Genomic DNA, 18,261 nt, shown 5'->3' with positions numbered 1-18,261 from the left:
TCATGCCTCCTTCACGAGTTCCCAGCGCCCGTCGACCTGCCGGGCCAGTCCTCTGCGGCGCAGGTCCTCCAAGTACCGGGCCAGGCCGCGTTCACCGCGCTTGCGGAAGAGCGGAAGAAGGCTGGGGAGAAGGTTCGGCACCAGCATGGAGAAGCGGACCAGGAGCGATTCACCGACGCGTGGATACGCCTCGAGCCGCGGCCGGTCGAGCAGGCTCACCACCGCGGCGACGACATCGGACGGTTGCTGGGGCGGGTCCTGGAACTGCAGGGAGTTGCCGCCGTCGACGGCCTCCCGGCGCAGCATCGGGGTGTCGGTGGCCGACGGCAGCACCGAGCCGACGCGAATGCCCTTGGCACCCAGATCGAGGGCGATGGACAGCATCGCGCCGCGCAGCCCGAACTTCGACGCTGCGTAGATCGGAGTCTCCCCCTGAGGGAAGATGCCGGCGAGGGACACTGTGGTGACGACGCGGGGGTCGGCGGAGGCCTTCAGCAGGGGAACGGCCAGCCGGGTGGCCACCAGCGGGGAGGTCATGTTGAGGTCGATCTCCCGCTCGATGGTCTCCACCGCGCGCACGTCGAACCGCTCGGTGCTGGTCATACCGACGTTGTTGACCAGCACATCGAGGCGGCCGAAGGCGGCGACGACCTGTTCGAAGAGGTCCGCGACCCCGGCCCGGTCCAGCAGATCGCAGCCGAGGCCCAGGTGACCGGCGCCGGGCAGGCTGTCCGCGACCCGCCGCGCACGCTCACCGTCGATGTCGACGACGACGCACACCGCGCCGCCGCTCGCGAACCGCCGGCACAGCGCGCTGCCGATGCCACCCGCGCCGCCGGTCACCAGCATCACCTTGCCGGTGTAGTCGTAGCCGCTCATACCACCGTCTCCTTGCTGCGGACCACCGGCACCGCCGGAGCGCGTCCCTCGGTGGGCCAGCCCATGGCCGCGGCGACCTTGGTCAGGTACTTGGTGTACGCGGCGCTGTCGACGTAGCCGGTGTGGCGCGGGGAGTCCACGAACCGCAGACCGCCGGTCAGGTCCGGGCGGTCGCTGCGGATCATGCGGGCGAACCGCGCGGCGTTCGGCCGGTCCCGGCGGGTGTCCTGGATGAAGCCGGCGATCAACTGGGCCTGGGCGTCGAAGAGTTGGTAGGCGCCGGAGTTGGTCTCGATGAAGCCGACGCCGAACAGCCCCTTGTGCTCGCGGGAGAACGACGACAAGTACAGGTCGGGGTGCTGCTCGTCGCCGAAATAGGCCTGCGCGACAGGCACTTTGTGCACATAGCCGGTCGCCAGCAGGATCAGGTCGAAGTCGTTGCTGCTGCCGTCGGTGAAGTGGACGGTGCGGCCCTCGGCGCGGAGGACGCCCGGCCGCGCGGTGATGTCGCCGTGCTGCAGGTGGTGCAGGAGCATCGAGTTGACCGTGGGGTGGGCCTCGAAGAGCTTGTGGTCCGGCTTCTGCAGGCCGAGGCGGGTCGGATCGCCGTTGACGATCCGCAGGAGCGCGCCGAACAGCCTCTGCTCCAGCCACTTCGGCATCCGGGGACCGACACCTTCTATGGTGTCCACGGGCCTGCCGAACAGGTGCTTGGGGATGAACCAGTAACCGCGGCGCATGCTGATCTCCGCATGGTCGGCGGCACGGGCCGCGTCGCAGGCGATGTCGCAGCCGGAGTTGCCCGCGCCGACCACCAGAACCCGCTTGCCGCGCAGTTCGTCGCTGCTGCGGTAGCCGACCGTGTGCCGGATCTCGCCGCTGAAGTCACCCGGGATCTCGGGGATGTTGGGGTGCCACTGCGAGCCGGTGCAGACCACCACCTGCGCGTGCCGACTGGAGCGCCCGTCGGCACGGGTGACCGTCCAGGTGCCGTCCGCGTTCTTCGCCACGTTGCGCACCGCGGTGCCGAACTCGATGCGTTCCGAGAGCCCGTACGCGTCGGCGAACGACGTCAGATACGACAGGATCTGCCGCCGCGGCGGGTAGTCGGCGAAGTGGTCGGGCATCGGCCAGCCGCCGTAGCCCGAGAGGGTCTTGCTGGAGACGAAATGGGCCGACTCGTACATCGGACTGCCCGGATTGTCGATGTCCCACAGGCCGCCCGGACCGGTGTGCCGCTCGATGTGCGTGTAGGGAAGCCCTCGCTCACCGAGCGCCCGTGCAACCGCCAGCCCCGCGGGTCCGGCACCGATGACACACGTGTCGAATTCGGACTCCTTCACGAGTCCACCTCCTCTCGTCGCCACTATTGGCGTGGGAGGAACTTAGGCAGCACGCAAGCACCGGCGGACTGGCCCGTGCGGCCACAAAGGGGGCCGCAGCGGCCAGCCCACTGACCGCCCCGGCGCGCCACAGACCGATGCCCCTGCCACCCCGGCGGACGGCGAACCCGCCCGGTGAGACACCCCCAGCCCGTCCGCTTTGTGACTGCCGGGGTGCCGGAGTGCCGGGCTGTCGGCCCCAGCCTCTGGTCGTCCGTTTCCGGCCGCGCGCCCTTGGTCCCTGACCTGGGCCTCTCGCTCTTGGCAATTGGGCTGTTGCTGTTGGCTCCTGGTCGCCCGGCCGTCGGTTCCTTGGCCGGGCCCTTCGCTCTGGCTCCTGGGCTGTCGACTTCCGGCACCCGTGCCATCGGCTCCCGGCACCCGTGCCATCGGCTCCCGGCCACCCGAACCGTCGGCTCCTCGGCACCAGCCGACGTGGGCTCTCGACCCCGAAGTCATCGACTACCGGCCCGGGCCGACCACTGCGGCCGCCAGGGCCCCCTATGTGGCCGCCGGTGTCCTCCGGCGGGTCGGTCCGGATTTCTACGGTTGCTCCCATTCGCGCACGTCGGCCCATCCATGGTCCGTGACAGGAAGAGGGTTCCCCGTGAACGTATCCGTCGGAGCGACGGCTCCGCCCCGGTCCGCGAGCGGCGGCTCGCTCGCGGGAGCCCGTCGGGTCACGGCCACCGTGTTCGCCGCCCAGGGCGTGGCGGTGGCCGCCGTGTCCACCACCGTGCCCGCCGTGGCGAGCCGTCTGGGGCTGTCGTCCCTGGCGATGACCGCCCTCACGATCGCCCTGACCCTGGCTGCGGGCGCCGGCAGCTTCGCGGGTCTGGCCGCCGTACGCCGCTCGGGTCCGGTCACCGTCATGCGCGCGGCGGTGCTGACCGCGGCCGCGACCCTGCTGTCCGTGGCGTGGGCACCCGGCCCGGCCACGGCCTCGGCGGCCTACGTCCTCTTCGGGCTGGCGCTGGGCGCCATCGACGTGTCCGTCAACACCCGCGCGGCCACTGTCGAACGCCACTACGGGCGCAGCATCCTCTCCTCCTTCTACGCCGCCTGGAGCGCCGCGGGCGTGGCAGCCGCGCTGCTGACGGCGGGCGCCTCCCGGCTGGGCTGGCCTGTCCAGTACGTCCTGACCGCGCACGCCGTACTCGTGGCCCTCCTGGCGCTGACCGTCCGGCCCCACGCCCTCACGCCCGTGCCCTCCTCGCCCAGCGACCGACCGGCGCCGGACGACGAGATCCCGGGGCGGCGGGTGTGGGCGCGGCTCGTCCCCTTCGGTGTCGTTCTGCTCGTCGCCTACGTCGTCGACTCCGCGGTCTCGGCCTGGTCGACGGCCTACCTTCACCAGACGCTCGCCGCGTCCATGGCCACCGCGCCGCTCGCGTACGCGGCCTACCAGGCGGGCACGGTGACCGGCCGGGCGGGCGCCGACGCCATGGTGCGCAGGGTCGGGCCGGTGGCGGTGGTCCGCGCGGCGGCCCTGCTCACAGCCGTCGCCCTGGCCGGTCTGGCGGTGGCCCCGAGCTGGCCGTACGCGGTTGTCGCGGCATGCTGCGCGGGCCTCGGAGTCGCCGCCCTGATCCCGTTGTGCGTCGCCGCGGCCGGCCGGCTGCGCCCCGGTGCCCCCGAGACGGTGCTGGCCCGACTCAACGTCTTCAACTACGTCGGCGTGCTCGTCGGAGCCGGCGCGAGCGGGGGTCTGGGGGCTACCGGCCACTTCCGCATCGCCTACGCGATACCCGCTGCCCTCGCCGTGGCCCTGGTGGCCACGGCGCGCTTCTTCCGCCCGACGGCACCGCCGGCTGCATGCGTGGACTACCCGCCGCCCGGGCTCGGCCCACGTCCTCCCATGGCCGAGGACGGAGGTCGCAGGCCCTGACCGCGTTTTCTCGCCCGCCCTCCCGGCCGTTCCCGGACGCTCCGCGCCTCGACTCGGTTCTGTCGATCGACCATGTGGTGATCGTCATGTGACTGCTGATACGGGCGAGACATGGGCCCGGCTCACCGCTGCCCGCCGCGGATACCGACTCATGCCCAGGCACAACACCGACGACGAGGGCTACCAGCACCCAGGTGCTCGATGACTTGGGCGAGAGTGCACAGGCGGATGCCCGGCACCATGGCGCAGGCCCACCAAGGTGGCCGGCAGGCGGTCGACGAAGACGAACTTGTGCTTTGCTCCGGCTCCTGCAGCCCGCCGCCGCGGCCGAGCTGTCAGCCGAGCCTGATGACTGCGACGTCTCGCCGCTTACCGTGCACGAGCTCATCAGGACCAGTTGAGGAATACGTGGTGAGAAGGGTCGCGGTTGTGCGACGCAAGGAAAGGCCCATCTGCCACACCGGCCCCTCCATCCACGGGTGGAGAAGCTCCCTCCATCCAAAGGCGGAGCAGCTCTGGCCATGTGATGGACGCGCTCAACTCCTTTTCACGGCAGGGTCAGCGCTTACGAGAACCCTGACCCCGAGGACCGTCCCTGTGCGAAGAAGTCGAATGGCCATCCTCCTGGCTGCCGGTGTCGTCGGCACCTTGGTTCCCGTGCTCGCCCCCACCACGGCGCCCGCCACGGGCAACGATCCCCTCGGCCAGTACCACCGGCAGAAGCCGTCCTGGCACCGTTGCGCCAAGACGCTGCCTGCCGCCTACCAGTGTGCCAGGATCAAGGTTCCGCTCGACTACAGCCGCCCGGGCGGCAAGAAGCTCGACCTCGCGATATCGAGGATGAAGACGAGCACCAAGAAGGAGCGCCGCGGTGTGCTCCTGTTCAACCCGGGCGGCCCGGGCACTGAGGGCCTCGACCTGTCGGCGGAGATGGCGAAGATCATGCCGAAGTCCGTGACGAGGAAGTACGATCTCGTGAGCTTCGACCCGCGGGGCGTCGCTGAGAGCTCCCCCGTCGGCTGCGGCCTGACGTCCAAGGAGCAGAACCGGGAGCGGCCCTACAAGGCCGAGACGTTCGCCAAGGACGTCAAGTGGGCCCGGACCGTCGCCGAGAAGTGCTACGCCGAGCAGGGCGACAAGTTGCGGCACATCACCACCCGCAACACGGCTCGGGACATGGACGTGATCCGGGCCGTGCTCGGTGAGAAGAAGATCTCCTATCTCGGGATCTCGTACGGCACCTACCTCGGTGCGGTCTACACGCAGATGTTCCCCAGGCGGTCCGACCGCTTCGTGCTGGACAGCGCCGCCGACCCGGGCCGGGTCTGGCGCGGCATCATGCAGGGCTGGGCGGAGGGCGCTGAGCCCGCCTTCACCAGGTGGACGAAGTGGACCGCCGAGCGGAACTCCACGTACGAGCTGGGTGAGACGCCCGAGGCGGTCCGCAAGACGTTCTACGACCTGGTCGCCCGGGCCGACCGCGAGCCGATCGACTTCGACGGCACCTCACTGACCGGCGCCGACATCCGCTCCGAGAGCCGCATGAGGTTCTTCTACCTGCGCGACGCCGCCGAGTGGATCGCCAAGGTGAGGAAGACAGCCGGGAGCAGCGCTCCGTCCGCCGGCCAGGACCTCAGGACATCATCCCCGCAGGCTTCGCCGTCGTTCGGCCGTGCCGTTCCCTCGGACAACGATGGGGCTGCATTCTGGTCCATCGCCTGTGCCGACACGCGCGACTGGGCGCGTGATCCGGAGCAGTACCGCCGTGACGCGATCCGGGACAAGGCCACCTACCCGCTGTACGGCGACTTCACGTCCAGCATCAAGCCGTGCGCCTTCTGGAAGACGGAAGGCAGTGAGCCCGCCACCAGGGTCGACAACAAGGTCGGCGCGCTGATCCTGCAGTACGAGTGGGATCCCCAGACGCCGCTTGCCGGCGCCCGGGGCCTGCGCCGTGTCATGAAGGGGGCGAAGATGGTCACGGTTGCCGGCGGTGTCGGACACGGTGTCTTCGGCTCCTTCACGTGCGCCGACAAGACGGCCACGGCCTACCTGACCACCGGCAAGCTGCCGGCGAAGGACGTGACCTGCAAGGCCCCCACACCGTAGGGCGGCGACGTCAATGCGCTGCTGGTCCCTGCTGGGCAGGGTGTCCCGGGGAGGTGCGCGCCCAGCGGCCTCCGCCGACCGTCCGAGCTTCTCCTCGCCGACGAGTCCACCAGATCGCTGAACGCCGAGACCAGGAGGCTCAGATCAGGCGCTCGGGCCACTTCGACGCGCTGTCGTTCGCCGCCGCGACAAACGGGGGAACCGACGGGGTCACGGGGGACAGGGGGTCACGACGGGGGAGAACGGGAGAAGCGGGACTGGAGGGGGCGTCCAGTCCCGCTTTCGTCCGCTGTCGCGGCCTTCCGGGTCGCGTCCGGCCGGTCCTACTCCTTGTAGAAGGTGGCGTCCTGTTGGCCCAGCGTGGTGGTCACCGGCTGGGTGTAGAGCAGATGGTTGTAGTGCCGGATGTACCGGCCGGGGAAGTTGAACGACTCGTACGACACCGCCGCGGGGTCGGCGAGGCCGGGCCGCTCGTGGAACGAGGCGTCCTTGTCGAACAGGGTGGTGCCGTCGTCCTTCTCCACCCACACCTCGTTGAACTTGTGGCGCAGGTAGTAGCCGGGGAAGTTGGCCGATTCGAGGGAGACGGTGCCGTCGCCGGCCAGGCCGGGGACGATGCGGAACTGCGAGTCGGCGAGTTCGGTGACGTTGGCCTCGGTCCTGGCCCGGAACTCCCAGTGCCGGATGTACTTGTCCGGGTAGTTGTACGAGGAGAAGCGGACGGGGGTGACACCGTCGGCGACAGGGATGCCGAAGTTGGGCGTGCCGTCGGCGTTCCAGTAGATCTTCTGGAAGCGGGTGCGGCGGTTGGGGTCCTTGAGCGGGTCGCCGACGATGTCCCTGTAGTTACGGGAGTGGTAGACGAGGATGTCCGACTTGCCGTCCTCGGAGACCGTGAAGGTGTTGTGGCCGGGGCCGTACTGGCTGGTCTTGTCGTTGCTCTTGAGGACCGGCGTGGGCGTCTTGCTCCAGGAGGCCGGGTTCATCAGGTCGGCGGTGGCGTCGGCGGTCAGCAGGCCGAGGCAGTAGTTGGCGTCGGTGCGGCTGGCCGAGAAGGTCATGAAGACCTTGCCGTTCTTCTGGATGAAGGCCGGGCCCTCGTTGACGCGGGCGCCGACGGTCTCCCAGGCGTACTGGGGCTTGGAGATCATGGCCGGGGTGCCCTCGATGGTCCACGGGTTGGCCATCTTCGCCAGGTAGATCTGCGTGCCCTTGCCGAGCGCCGGGTCCTCCTGGGCCCAGCTCAGGTAACGGGTGCCGTTGTGCGTGAACGTGGTGGCGTCCAGCGAGAAGGTGTCCATGGGCAGGCTGATCCTGCCCTTCTCGGTCCAGGTGCCGGTGATCGGGTTGGCGGCGCTGGTCTCCAGGACGTACGGGCGGATCCGCCAGATGTCATTGGACCAGCCGGCCGTGAAGTAGATGTACCACTTGCCGTCGATGAAGTGGATCTCCGGGGCCCAGATGTGGGCGCCCATCTCCCCGGTGGCGTGCTTGGTCCAGATCGTCGTCTCCGGGGCCGTGGCGAGGCCCTGGAGGGTGGTGGCCCGGCGCATCACGATCTTGTCGTAGGCGGGGACGGTGGCGGTGAAGTAGTAGTAGCCGTCCGTGTGCTTGAAGATGTGCGGGTCGGCCCGCTGGAGCGCGATCGGGTTGGTGAAGGCCACGGCGGGGGAGGCGGGCGCGGCGGCCTGGGCGGGGGTCGTCACGGAGGTGAGCACGGCGAGCGCGGCCGCCGCAGCCACCAGAACCCGTCTGGCGAGATGTCTCATGTTCGGTTGCGGCCCTTCGGGATCAGACGGCCGTGGGACGAGCTGCCACGGCCGACAGTTGGTGCTGAGCCAGCTCCACCGACGTGCGTCGGACACGGTTGGCGACGTCCACGACCTCGCCGGTGGAGGCGTTGACGGTACGGGGGTAGTCACCGCCGAGGTGGATCACGCCGACCGCGTTCGATACTACGAACAATGTGCGGAACTGCGGACGAAACGTAAAGGCGGCTCAGGGACGTCGTCAATGGGCGGAACGAAACCGATATCCCGAACGCCGCCGAACACCCGCTACTGCCACACACACGCCCAAGCCACGCGCCGCGACAAGCCGCACGCCTATCGAGGAGCGACTCGGTGAATGGCCCCGTTGCCGGTGGTGCAGTGGCCCGCGGTCAGCATGTACCACTTGCTGTTGTATTTCGAGGGGAATCCCGCCGTACGACGTCGGGCGGGTCCTCGCCACCGGCGAGGCGTCCAGCCGTTCCGCGCACCACAAAGTCGGCACCAAGCCCCGCCGTGGCACCTGAAGCTCCGCCCGCCTGAACCGTCCGGAAGCCGACGAAGTTGGATGGCTCCATGGTGAGACGAGAGCGGGAGAAGAAGAGGCGACCTCCCTTCGGCATGCCGAAGGGCATCGTCCTGCTCGCGACGCCGGAAGGCTGGCACCACAGTGTCCTCACCGTGGAAGGCGGAATGCTCTGCGGGCGCCTCGCCGACGTCCCGGTCAACGCCGACCCAGCCGAGGCACGGGCCGCCGCGGCGGCCATGGTGGTGGGACTTGCACACGACTTCCACGAAGTACGCGTCGACGTGACCTGGGATCCGCTCCGAGAACCCGGGTCGTGGACCGCCCAGGTCACCGTTGCCTCGACCCCGCCGAAAGCCTGTGGCCCGACGTGCTCGTCCTCGACGGCTTCGCCGTGTGCTTGCTGTTCGCCGCCCACGTCGGCGGCTTCTATGAACTCGTCTCGTAGCGGCAAGGGTGATTTCTGATCGTCACCAGCATCTGGGCTCCTGGCTTGGGTTGTTCGGGGGGTTGTGGGTTTGGGTCGGGGTTGTGGTGTTGATTGTCTGGGTGGCGGTGGCGTTTGGGGGTGGTTGTGGGTGTTTTCGTTCGTGTTGTTGTGCTGGGTTCAGTGTTGTGTGGGTTGTTGTGGGGTGCTGTATGTGTCGGTGGTTGTTGGTACTGACCGTCCACCGACCGTCCCGCCCGGCCCGTCCCTCGGCGAGCGCGTCCCCCGCGCGGGTGTCTCGCGCTGTGGAACATGCGAAGGGCGCCTCCGCCGGGCGGACTACCCTTCCTGTATGACCTCGCTCTCGCCGTACGACTCCATGACGCCGGTCACCCGGGCCGCCTACCGTGCCAAGGCCGCCGCCGCAGACCTCGCGCCGCTCCCGCGCGCCGACAAGGACGACGCGCTGCTCGCCGTCGCCGACGCGCTGGAAGTCCGTACGAGTGACGTCGTCGAGGCCAATGCCAAGGACATCGACAAGGCCCGGCAGGCCGGCACCAGCGAGGCGATCATCGACCGGCTGACGCTCACCCCGGAGCGGATCCGAGCCATCGCCGCCGATGTCCGCGACGTCGCCGCGCTGCCCGACCCGGTCGGCGAGGTCGTGCGCGGCTCCACCCTCCCCAACGGCATCGACCTGCGTCAGGTCCGTGTCCCGCTCGGCGTCGTCGGCATCATCTACGAGGCCCGCCCGAACGTGACCGTGGACGCGGCGGCACTGTGCCTGAAGTCCGGCAACGCGGTCCTGCTGCGCGGCTCCTCCTCCGCCTTCGAGTCCAACACCGCCCTCGTACGGGTCCTGCGGGACGCCGTCGGCGGCGCGGGGCTGCCCGCCGACGCCGTCCAGCTCGTCCCCGGCGAGAGCCGCGAGTCGGTACGGGAACTGATGCGCGCCCGCGGCCTGGTCGACGTGCTCATCCCGCGCGGCGGCGCCTCCCTGATCCGCACGGTCGTCGAGGAGTCCACCGTCCCGGTGATCGAGACCGGCACCGGCAACTGCCACGTCTACGTCGACGCCAACGCCGACCTCGACACCGCGATCGAGATCCTGATCAACTCCAAGGCCCACCGCGTCAGCGTCTGCAACGCCGCCGAGACCCTCCTCGTCCACCAGGACATCGCCCCCGAGTTCCTGCCCCGCGCCCTCGACGCGCTCGCCGACGCCGGGGTCACCGTCCACGCCGACGACCGCGTCCTGGCCTACGCCAAGGACTCCAAGGCCACGGTCGTCGAGGCCACCACGGAGGACTGGGAGACCGAGTACCTGTCGTACGACATCGCCGCCGCCGTGGTCGACTCGCTCGACCGGGCCGTGGAGCACATCCGGCTGTGGAGCTCCGGCCACACCGAGGCCATCGTGACGACCTCCCAGCAGGCCGCCCGCCGCTTCACCCAGCTGGTCGACTCCACGACGGTCGCCGTCAACGCCTCGACGCGCTTCACCGACGGCGGTCAGTTCGGATTCGGCGCCGAGATCGGCATCTCCACGCAGAAGCTGCACGCCCGCGGCCCGATGGGCCTGCCCGAGCTGACCAGCACGAAGTACATCGTCACTGGTGACGGACACGTCCGACGCTAGACGCGGGCGGGCCCGTGGGGCGCCGGTCCGTTCCTGTGAACAGCCTGGCGCCCGGTCGGCCCAACGGATGAATTTCCTTACCGTCTGCCCAAATTGACCACCCCGGTCTACTCTGGATCCGTGCCGGAGGACGTGGGGGGCACGCCGTTCCCTGACGGCTGGGAGCCCGACGACGACCGCGACCGCGGGGGTATGGACGAAGAGTTCGCCTCCGTGGTCTTCGACGAGGACTTCATCCGGGCGGCCGTGGTCCACGAGCCGACCGCGGTCGAACGTCTGCTCGCAGCGGCGGAGGCCCGGGCCGCCGCCCAGGAGGCCGAGGCCCGCCGGGCCCACCGCAGAGGCGTACGCGGCGACGACGACCGTTACGACGACGGCTTCGGCCCCGACGGCCCCCGTTTCGGCCACGGTCGCGACGACGACCTGGACGACTACGACGACACCGAGATCCTGGAGGGCCGCTACGGCCCCGGCGGGCCCTACGGCCGGCCGTACGGCAAACAGACCCGCTGGCACCGGCCCGTCGCCTGGATCCTCGCCCTCGTGATGGGCATCGGCATGGTCGCGCTGGCCTTCACCGCGGTCTACCGGGGCGCCTCCTCCGGCCGGGGCGACACCCTGCCGCCCGCCACCAGCGGCGTCGAACAGAACCCCCCGACCGGGCCCTCCGCCTCCGCGGACTACTCCCGGCCGGCGGTCTCCGCCGACCCCCGCATGCCCTGACCGGGCCCCGTACGGTCCCGGCCCGGCCGCTGGGCGACGCCGCGCGAACCTGGTGAGGACCTGTCAGAACTTGTCGTGTACCACGGCGTTTATCGAGGCTCCGTAAGACCTACTCTCCAAGTATGGGCGGGCCAGGAAACCCACCTGAGGGGACTCCCGAGGGTGCCCCCGGCGGTGGAGAGGACGAATACCGATCCGTCGTCTTCGACGAATCGTTCGTCCGCGCTGCCCGCCTCCAGGAATTCTCCGCCCACGAGCGCCTCTCCGACCACGCCCCGGCCGTACGCCGCCGCCCGCCCGTGCGCCGCGGCCTCTCCCGGCAGGCGCTGGTCCTCGTCCTGCTGATCGCCCTCGCCTTCGGCACCGCGATCTACATGGGCCTCCGCCACCCGTCCCGCTCCCCGACGGCCAAGCCCACCGAACCGCTCAGGATGACCGTGATCCCGCTGTCCCCGCAGTCCGCGGTGCCCGGCGCGGAGAACGCGGAGACGCTGTACGCGCACAGTCCCGCCGCGCAGTTCCGGATCGGCGCCGAGGGCATCACGATGCCGGCCACGCGACGTACCGCGCACTTCACCGACAGTCAGGTCGTGTCCGCGCTGACCATCGCCAAGGAGTACCTGGTGGCCTCCGCGCTCGACCCGGAGGTCCTCGGCGGCGGCACCGTCCAGCCCGTGCGTCGGCTGATCGACTCCGAGCAGCTCGACCAGTTCGAGCAGAGTTTCGATCAGCCGACGGCGGACGGGCGTCACGCTCCCACGGGCTGGCTGGTCCGCTTCGACCCCTCCCGGGCGGAACTCGCCGACCGCCGGATCCGCGTCCAGGGCACTCTCCAGGCCGCCGAATTCGACTCCGGCACGCTGGAGGTCGTCGCCGCCCACACCCTCGTGTACGCGCTGCGGCCGGCCGGCGGGGAGACCGACGCCGAGGCCTCGCTGTTCACCGTCCGGCGGGAGCTGCACTTCCGCTTCGACCAGGACGACCTGCGCACCCACCAGGTCGAGGTCGTCGTCTCCTACGTCCAGGCCGGACCGCTGGCCTGCGCCGACGACGCCAGCAACCATCTGCGGCCGCTGCTGGCCGGGCAGACGGCGAAGGCGGGCGGGCCGGCCGCAGGGACCGACCCGTACGGCACGGGCGCCGCGACGGCGCTGTGCGGGACCCTGGCGGGGAGTGCGCAGCCGAAGGTGTGAGGCCGGGGGTGCGTGGGGCGCGCGGCCTGCGTCGGGTGCGGGTGGGTGGGGCTTCTCGCGCAGTTCCCCGCGCCCCTGAAAAGCAGGGGCTGCGCCCCGTGCTTTTCGGCCCACGCCCCACGCACCCGCAGCCGAAGGACTACTCGTCGTCGCGCGGCCGGTCCTCCTGCGCGGTGGCCGCACCGCCGCCGAAGCCGCGGCGGACCCGGCTGCCGAGGTCGCCCGCGCCGCCCGCGATGTCGGTGACCAGCTTCATCAGCGGGTCCTTGGAGTTCTTCACGTTGCTCGTGTAGTGCGAGGCGGACTCGCGGAAGGAGTCGGTCACCGAGGCGTCCTTGTCCTCGCTGCGCCGCGGGTAGTGCCCGTCCATGATCCGCTGGAAGTCACGGGACTCGGCCCACTTCTTCAGCTCGGCCGCGCGGACCGTGGTGAAGGGGTGCGAGCGCGGCAGCACGTTGAGGATCTTCAGGACGGAGTCGCGCAGGTCGCCCCCGGCCTCGTACTCCTCGGCCTGCGCGAGGAACGCGTCCACGTTCATCTCGTGCAGGTGGTTGCCGCCCGCGATCTTCATCAGGCCGCGCATCGAGGCCTGGACGTCCTGGCCGACCAGGAGGCCCGCGCGGTCGGCGGACAGCTCCGACTTGCGGAACCACTCGCGCAGTGCGGTCACGATCGCCATGATCGCGAGGTTCCCCAGCGGGATCCACGCGACCTTCAGGGCGAGGCTCGTCAGGAACAGCAGTATCGTCCGGTACACCGAGTGGCCGGAGAGCGCGTGGCCCACCTCGTGACCGATGACGGCCCGCATCTCCTCCTCGTCGAGCAGCTCGACGAGCCCGGTGGTGACGACGATGATCGGCTCGTCCAGACCGATGCACATCGCGTTCGGCTGCGGGTCCTGGTTCACGTACATCGGCGGGACCTTCTCCAGGTCCAGGATGTAGCACGCGTCCCGCAGCATGTCGTTGAGGTGGGCGAACTGCTGGTCCGAGACCCGTACGGAGTCGGACAGGAACAGCAGCCTGAGGCTGCGCTCCGGCAGCAGACCGCTGAGCGCCTTGAACACCGTGTCGAAGCCGCTGAGCTTGCGCAGCGCCACCAGCGCCGAGCGGTCCGCGGGGTGTTCGTACGCCCGGGAGGAGATCCCCTCGAAGCGCCTGCGCTGCCTGCTCGGCACGTTCTCGTGCCCGTTCTGCTCGTGGCTGTCGTCCGGCATGTTTCCCCCATGCTCTGTTTGCCCATGTTGCCCCCGAAGCGGGGTCCAGCCTAGGCGGAGTTACCGTGGCAGGGCATCAACCGTAAGGAGCGATCTCCATGGGACATCTCCCGCACCCGCCCGCGTCCGCCTGGCTCACCGAGGCCGCGGACGTCGCCGCGAAGGAACAGGGAGCGGGCAATCTGCTGCGTGTGGTGCTGATCGTGATGGTCCTGGGCTCCGTCCTGATGGCGTGGTTCCTGCTGCGTGGCTACAAGCGGGACGACTGACGCCCGCCGACGGGAAGGACGTGCGGCGCGCGTGAACGGTTGCTCGTCGGTGAAGTACGCGCCGGGCGGCGCCCCCGTTCACTCCTGGGCGGAGTCGGCGTGATCGCCGACAGACCCCCCGCTTACGATGGGCGGGTCTTCATCCCGATCCCACACCCGGATAGGTCACGCCGACGATGAGCTTCCACAGCACCGCTGCCGACTTGGTCACTCTCGCCGCCGAGGGCGGCGGGGAGCACGGCGGCAACCACGAGAGCCTGAGCCCCTACCTGACCGGCGGCGGAGCCTTCGTCGCCCTGATGCTGCTGCTGTGGATCACCACCCGCTTCAACCGCGATCGCTAATCCGCGCAAAAGGACGTTCGAACGGTGTGCGCCTGCCGGGCCGGTAGGCTCTCCACGCATGGGAGAGCAGGAAATGCCTACCGGTCCGGAGCCCGACAAGGCGGCGGACCAGGCGAACGACACGACGGACGGCCGGGCCGACAGCGCCACCGGCGCACCGGGAAACCGCCCGTCGGAGCCCGGTAGGCGCCGCCTCGGCGTGATGGGCGGCACGTTCGACCCCATCCACCACGGGCACCTCGTGGCGGCCCAGGAGGTCGCCGCCCAGTTCGGTCTCGACGAGGTCGTCTTCGTGCCGACCGGGCAGCCCTGGCAGAAGTCCCACCGCTCGGTCTCGGCGGCCGAGGACCGCTATCTGATGACGGTCATCGCCACGGCCGAGAACCCCCATTTCTCGGTGAGCCGCATCGACATCGATCGCAAGGGTCTCACCTACACGATCGACACGCTGCGCGAACTGCACGAGCTCAACCCCGAGTCGGACCTGTTCTTCATCACCGGCGCCGACGCGCTCGGCCAGATCCTCACCTGGCGCGACGCGGAGGAGCTGTTCTCCCTCGCGCACTTCATCGGGGTCACCCGTCCGGGGCACACCCTGGCCGACCCGGGCCTGCCCGCGGGCGGGGTCTCCCTGGTCGAGGTCCCGGCGCTCGCCATCTCCTCCACGGACTGTCGTGCGAGAGTCGCCAAGGGCGACCCCGTCTGGTACCTGGTGCCGGACGGCGTCGTGCGCTACATCGACAAGCGGCAGCTGTACCGCGGCGAGTGAGCCGAGAGGGGCACCGGTGAACGACCGATACGACGCCGGCTACGGGGGCGGCGACCAGAGTTACGAACTCGTCGGCTACGACGAGTACGGGCAGCCGGTGTACCGACAGCCGCCCGCCCAGCAGGTGCCTCAGCAACAGGCGTACGACCCCTACGGGACGCAGCAGCCCCAGGGGCAGGACTATGGCCAGGGCTACGGCTACGACCCGTATGCGAACGGCCAGACCCAGCAGCAGTACCCGCAGGGGTACGGCACGGGCGGCGCGGGCTACGACCCGGGTCACCAGGCGACGGTGCCCGGCTACGACCCGTACGACCCCTACGGGCAGACGGCCGCCACCGGCCTGCAGACCCCCGTCACGGAGCAGACCGCCTACATCCCGCAGCAGTCGGCACCGTCGACGGCCGCCGGGGAGAGCGGGCACCTCGCCGACGAGGGCCCCCCGGAGAGCGGCTCCGGGGAACGGGAGTACCGCACCGAGCAGTTCGCCTTCGTCGAGGAACCCGACGGTGACTCCGAGGACGTCATCGACTGGCTGAACTTCACCGAGAACCGCACCGAACGCCGCGAGGAGGCCAAACGGCGGGCCAAGAGCCGGATGGTCGCCCTGGTGGTGGTCCTCGCCCTGGTCGCGGTCGGCGGCGTCGGCTACCTCTGGTGGGCGGGCATGCTGCCCGGCGCGTCCTCGGACGAGCGGACCGGCACCACCACCTCGGCGGCCGCCCAGAAGCGGGACGTGATCGTCGTCCACCTGCACGACACCAAGGGCGGCGGCACCTCCACGGCGCTGCTCGTGAACAACACCACCACCGAGCGGGGCGCCACCGTCCTGATCCCCAACGCCCTCGCGCTCACCGGCGACGACGGCACCACGACCACCCTTGCCAAGTCCGTCGACGACGACGGCTCCTCCGGCACCCGCGACGCCCTCGACACCGTCCTCGGCACCGACATCGAGGGCACCTGGCGGCTCGACACCCCCTATCTGAACAACCTCGTCGGCCTCGTCGGCAACATCGACGTCGACACGAACACGGCCGTGCCCGACCCCGAGGCGAAGAAGAAGGGCACCGCCCCCCTCGTCACCAAGGGCAAGGCGCAGACCCTCAGCGGCAAGATGGCCGTCGCCTACGCCGCCTACCGGGCCTCCGGCGAGTCGCAGGACGCGCAGCTGAAGCGGTTCGGCCAGGTGATGCAGGGCGTGCTGCGCAAGCTGTCCTCCGACGCCCAGGCCGCCACCGTCACCGTGCAGACGCTGGCCCAGATCCTCGACCCCTCGCTCAGCGACAAGGACCTCGGCACCTTCCTGGCCAAGCTCGCCGACCACGCCAAGGGCGGCGACTACGAGACCGAGCTGCTGCCCGTCCAGCAGGACGGCACGCTCAGCGCCGAGGACTCCGACAGCGTGGTCAAGAACCTGCTCGGCGGCGCCGCGAAGAGCCCCGACGCCGGGGACGCGGTCCGGGTCGGCATCCGCAACGCCACCGGTGAGAAGGACGCCACCGAGCAGGCCCGCGTGGTCGTCCTCAACGGCGGCTTCACGTTCCTCGACGCCGGCGCCACCGCCACCGCCCAGGCGACCTCCCGGGTCACCTACTCCGACGCGGCACGCAAGCAGGACGCCATCGAGGTCGCCAAGACCCTCGGCCTGCCGACCGGCGCCGTCAAGAAGGGCGAGACCACGTCCAACGCCGATGTCTCCGTCGTCCTCGGCCAGGACTACGAGACGACCGACACGACCGGCACGACAGGGACGACGGGAACGACCGGCGCGACCGGGGCCACCGGCACGGGGACGACCGGCACCACCGGCTGACCGACCGCGCGCGGCCGTCAGCAGGCCCCGGAGCCGCCGTGCCGGCGCTGCTCCGGGGCCTGATCCGTCAACCCGTGGGGCGGTGTCGGTGGGGCGTGAGATCCTTGCAGTAGCCCGCGAGGGTTCCTGACCGACGACCGAAAGCCGTGCAGTGACCGCCACCGACCGTTCCCTGGAGCTCCTCCACACCGCCGCGCAGGCGGCCGCCGACAAGCTCGCGCACGACGTCATCGCGTACGACGTCAGCGACGTGCTGTCCATCACGGACGCCTTCCTGCTCGCCTCCGCGCCCAACGACCGTCAGGTCAAGTCCATCGTCGACGAGATCGAGGAGCGGCTGAACAAGGAGCTGGGCGCCAAGCCCGTCCGCCGCGAGGGGGACCGCGAGGCCCGCTGGGTGCTGCTCGACTACGTCGACATCGTCGTGCACGTCCAGCACAGCGAGGAGCGGGTCTTCTACGCCCTGGAGCGGCTCTGGAAGGACTGCCCCGAGCTGGAGCTGCCCGCCGACGCCAAGGCCACCCGCGGCAAGGGCGAGGAGCACGCCAAGCTGCGGGCCGCGGAGGAAGAGGCCGAGCTGGGCGGGGACCTGCGGTGACGGCCGGCATCGACTCCGCGGATCGCAAGGGCCGGGGCCGCCGCATCATCCTGTGGCGGCACGGCCAGACCTCGTGGAACGTGGAGCGCCGCTTCCAGGGCACCACGGACGTCGAGCTGACCGAGACCGGCCTCGGCCAGGCCCGTCGCGCCGCCAGGCTGCTGGCCTCCCTCAAGCCCGACGCGATCGTCGCCTCCGATCTCATGCGCGCCGCGAACACGGCCGCCGAGCTGGCCGCGCTCACCGGGCTGGAGGTCAGCCACGACGAGAGCCTGCGCGAGACCTACGCCGGTGTCTGGCAGGGCCTCACGCACGACGAGATCATCGCCCGGCACGGTGAGGAGTACGCCGCGTGGAAGCGGGGCGAGCCGGTCCGCAGGGGCGGCGGCGAGCTGGAGACCGAGGTCGCCGACCGCGCGGCCCCCGTGGTGCTCCGGCACGCCGACAAGCTCCCGGAGAACGGCACCCTGGTGGTGGTCAGCCACGGCGGCACCATCCGCACCACCATCGGACGCCTGCTCGGTCTGGAGCCCCGTCACTGGGAGAGCCTCGGCGGCCTCTCCAACTGCTGCTGGTCCGTCCTCGGCGAGGGCGCCCGCGGCTGGCGGCTGCTGGAGCACAACGCCGGCACGCTCCCCGAGCCGGTGCTCGGCGACGACGACTGAGCCCCGTAAGAGGCCTGGTCACACCGCTCGGGACCCGGATTTCACTTTC

At 70.3% G+C, this 18,261-nt stretch carries 17 protein-coding genes; 12 read left to right on the top strand and 5 right to left on the bottom strand.

Translation table 11 applies throughout. From position 1 onward, the window contains the following. A complete protein-coding gene (locus tag GWK25_RS34240) occupies window positions 1-879 on the bottom strand; it encodes an SDR family NAD(P)-dependent oxidoreductase (protein ID WP_215455415.1) in 879 nt (292 codons plus the stop codon). Further along, window positions 876-2,222, bottom strand: a complete 1,347-nt coding sequence (locus tag GWK25_RS34235; protein ID WP_215455414.1) for an NAD(P)/FAD-dependent oxidoreductase — start codon at window positions 2,220-2,222, stop codon at window positions 876-878. Before GWK25_RS34235 ends, GWK25_RS34240 begins: the two co-directional genes overlap by 4 nt. 646 nt (window positions 2,223-2,868) lie before the next feature. On the opposite strand from GWK25_RS34235, the gene GWK25_RS34230 reads away from it, so the two are divergent. Both GWK25_RS34230 and GWK25_RS34225 read left to right on the top strand, forming a co-directional pair. Next, window positions 2,869-4,149 carry an MFS transporter gene (locus GWK25_RS34230; RefSeq protein WP_308404382.1) on the top strand — a complete coding sequence of 427 codons (1,281 nt, stop codon included), beginning with the start codon at window positions 2,869-2,871 and terminating at the stop codon, window positions 4,147-4,149. A 612-nt stretch (window positions 4,150-4,761) separates the two neighbouring features. Beyond that, window positions 4,762-6,258 carry an alpha/beta hydrolase gene (locus GWK25_RS34225; protein ID WP_215455413.1) on the top strand — a complete coding sequence of 499 codons (1,497 nt, stop codon included), beginning with the start codon at window positions 4,762-4,764 and terminating at the stop codon, window positions 6,256-6,258. Between the two features lie 323 nt (window positions 6,259-6,581). Here GWK25_RS34225 and GWK25_RS34220 read toward each other — a convergent pair whose 3' ends face one another. Together GWK25_RS34220 and GWK25_RS34215 are read right to left on the bottom strand one after the other, a co-directional pair. Then, window positions 6,582-8,027, bottom strand: coding sequence for a family 43 glycosylhydrolase (locus tag GWK25_RS34220; protein ID WP_215455412.1), 1,446 nt, complete (start codon window positions 8,025-8,027; stop codon window positions 6,582-6,584). Between the two features lie 22 nt (window positions 8,028-8,049). Beyond that, window positions 8,050-8,223, bottom strand: a complete 174-nt coding sequence (locus GWK25_RS34215; protein ID WP_215455411.1) for a hypothetical protein — start codon at window positions 8,221-8,223, stop codon at window positions 8,050-8,052. 646 nt (window positions 8,224-8,869) lie between these two features. Here GWK25_RS34215 and GWK25_RS44375 point away from each other — a divergent pair. The 4 genes from GWK25_RS44375 (at window position 8,870) to GWK25_RS34200 (ending at window position 12,535) form a co-directional block, all read left to right on the top strand. After that, a complete protein-coding gene (locus GWK25_RS44375) occupies window positions 8,870-9,001 on the top strand; it encodes a hypothetical protein (RefSeq protein WP_286014568.1) in 132 nt (43 codons plus the stop codon). 331 nt (window positions 9,002-9,332) lie between these two features. Further along, window positions 9,333-10,619 (top strand): glutamate-5-semialdehyde dehydrogenase, encoded by a 1,287-nt coding sequence (locus GWK25_RS34210; protein ID WP_215455410.1) that lies wholly within the window; start codon window positions 9,333-9,335, stop codon window positions 10,617-10,619. 120 nt (window positions 10,620-10,739) lie between these two features. Then, complete coding sequence (locus tag GWK25_RS34205; RefSeq protein ID WP_215455409.1) at window positions 10,740-11,342, top strand: hypothetical protein; 603 nt, start codon at window positions 10,740-10,742, stop codon at window positions 11,340-11,342. A gap of 122 nt (window positions 11,343-11,464) precedes the next feature. Further along, entirely contained in the window at window positions 11,465-12,535 is a 1,071-nt protein-coding gene (locus GWK25_RS34200) for a hypothetical protein (RefSeq protein ID WP_215455408.1), read from the top strand. 139 nt (window positions 12,536-12,674) lie between these two features. Here GWK25_RS34200 and GWK25_RS34195 read toward each other — a convergent pair whose 3' ends face one another. Then, the gene (locus tag GWK25_RS34195) at window positions 12,675-13,751 is read right to left on the bottom strand and encodes a M48 family metallopeptidase (RefSeq protein WP_215455407.1); all 1,077 of its coding nucleotides are present in this window, start codon (window positions 13,749-13,751) and stop codon (window positions 12,675-12,677) included. Between the two features lie 98 nt (window positions 13,752-13,849). Between GWK25_RS34195 and GWK25_RS34190 the strand changes: the two genes are divergently transcribed. The 6 genes from GWK25_RS34190 to GWK25_RS34165 all read left to right on the top strand — a co-directional run bounded on the left by GWK25_RS34190 (window position 13,850) and on the right by GWK25_RS34165 (window position 18,212). Beyond that, the gene (locus GWK25_RS34190; RefSeq protein ID WP_184894148.1) at window positions 13,850-14,020 is read left to right on the top strand and encodes a hypothetical protein; all 171 of its coding nucleotides are present in this window, start codon (window positions 13,850-13,852) and stop codon (window positions 14,018-14,020) included. 176 nt (window positions 14,021-14,196) lie between these two features. Beyond that, on the top strand, window positions 14,197-14,364 hold the full coding sequence (locus GWK25_RS34185; protein WP_045557516.1) for a hypothetical protein: 168 nt from the start codon (window positions 14,197-14,199) through the stop codon (window positions 14,362-14,364). Between the two features lie 58 nt (window positions 14,365-14,422). Further along, window positions 14,423-15,133 (top strand): nicotinate-nucleotide adenylyltransferase, encoded by a 711-nt coding sequence (gene nadD, locus GWK25_RS34180; protein WP_251829159.1) that lies wholly within the window; start codon window positions 14,423-14,425, stop codon window positions 15,131-15,133. Between the two features lie 16 nt (window positions 15,134-15,149). Continuing rightward, window positions 15,150-16,949, top strand: a complete 1,800-nt coding sequence (locus GWK25_RS34175; protein WP_215455406.1) for an LCP family protein — start codon at window positions 15,150-15,152, stop codon at window positions 16,947-16,949. Window positions 16,950-17,100: 151 nt separating this feature from the next. Further along, on the top strand, window positions 17,101-17,547 hold the full coding sequence (rsfS, locus tag GWK25_RS34170; RefSeq protein ID WP_215455405.1) for a ribosome silencing factor: 447 nt from the start codon (window positions 17,101-17,103) through the stop codon (window positions 17,545-17,547). After that, on the top strand, window positions 17,544-18,212 hold the full coding sequence (locus GWK25_RS34165) for a histidine phosphatase family protein (protein ID WP_215455404.1): 669 nt from the start codon (window positions 17,544-17,546) through the stop codon (window positions 18,210-18,212). Before rsfS ends, GWK25_RS34165 begins: the two co-directional genes overlap by 4 nt. Window positions 18,213-18,261: the final 49 nt, after the last annotated feature.

Origin of the sequence: Streptomyces sp. ATCC 21386 (assembly GCF_018728545.1) — a bacterium.
Taxonomy (GTDB): domain Bacteria; phylum Actinomycetota; class Actinomycetes; order Streptomycetales; family Streptomycetaceae; genus Streptomyces.
Note: the sequence above shows the minus strand (reverse complement) of the source record. Positions and strands in the feature narration are given on the sequence as shown.

Coding starts and splice junctions, on each gene's coding strand:
- GWK25_RS34240 (WP_215455415.1), bottom strand. CDS start 879: ATGAGCGGCTACGACTACACCGGCAAGGTGATGCTGGTGACCGGCGGC.
- GWK25_RS34225 (WP_215455413.1), top strand. CDS start 4,762: ATGGCCATCCTCCTGGCTGCCGGTGTCGTCGGCACCTTGGTTCCCGTG.
- GWK25_RS34220 (WP_215455412.1), bottom strand. CDS start 8,027: ATGAGACATCTCGCCAGACGGGTTCTGGTGGCTGCGGCGGCCGCGCTC.
- GWK25_RS34210 (WP_215455410.1), top strand. CDS start 9,333: ATGACCTCGCTCTCGCCGTACGACTCCATGACGCCGGTCACCCGGGCC.
- GWK25_RS34200 (WP_215455408.1), top strand. CDS start 11,465: ATGGGCGGGCCAGGAAACCCACCTGAGGGGACTCCCGAGGGTGCCCCC.
- GWK25_RS34195 (WP_215455407.1), bottom strand. CDS start 13,751: ATGCCGGACGACAGCCACGAGCAGAACGGGCACGAGAACGTGCCGAGC.
- GWK25_RS34190 (WP_184894148.1), top strand. CDS start 13,850: ATGGGACATCTCCCGCACCCGCCCGCGTCCGCCTGGCTCACCGAGGCC.
- GWK25_RS34185 (WP_045557516.1), top strand. CDS start 14,197: ATGAGCTTCCACAGCACCGCTGCCGACTTGGTCACTCTCGCCGCCGAG.
- nadD (WP_251829159.1), top strand. CDS start 14,423: ATGGGAGAGCAGGAAATGCCTACCGGTCCGGAGCCCGACAAGGCGGCG.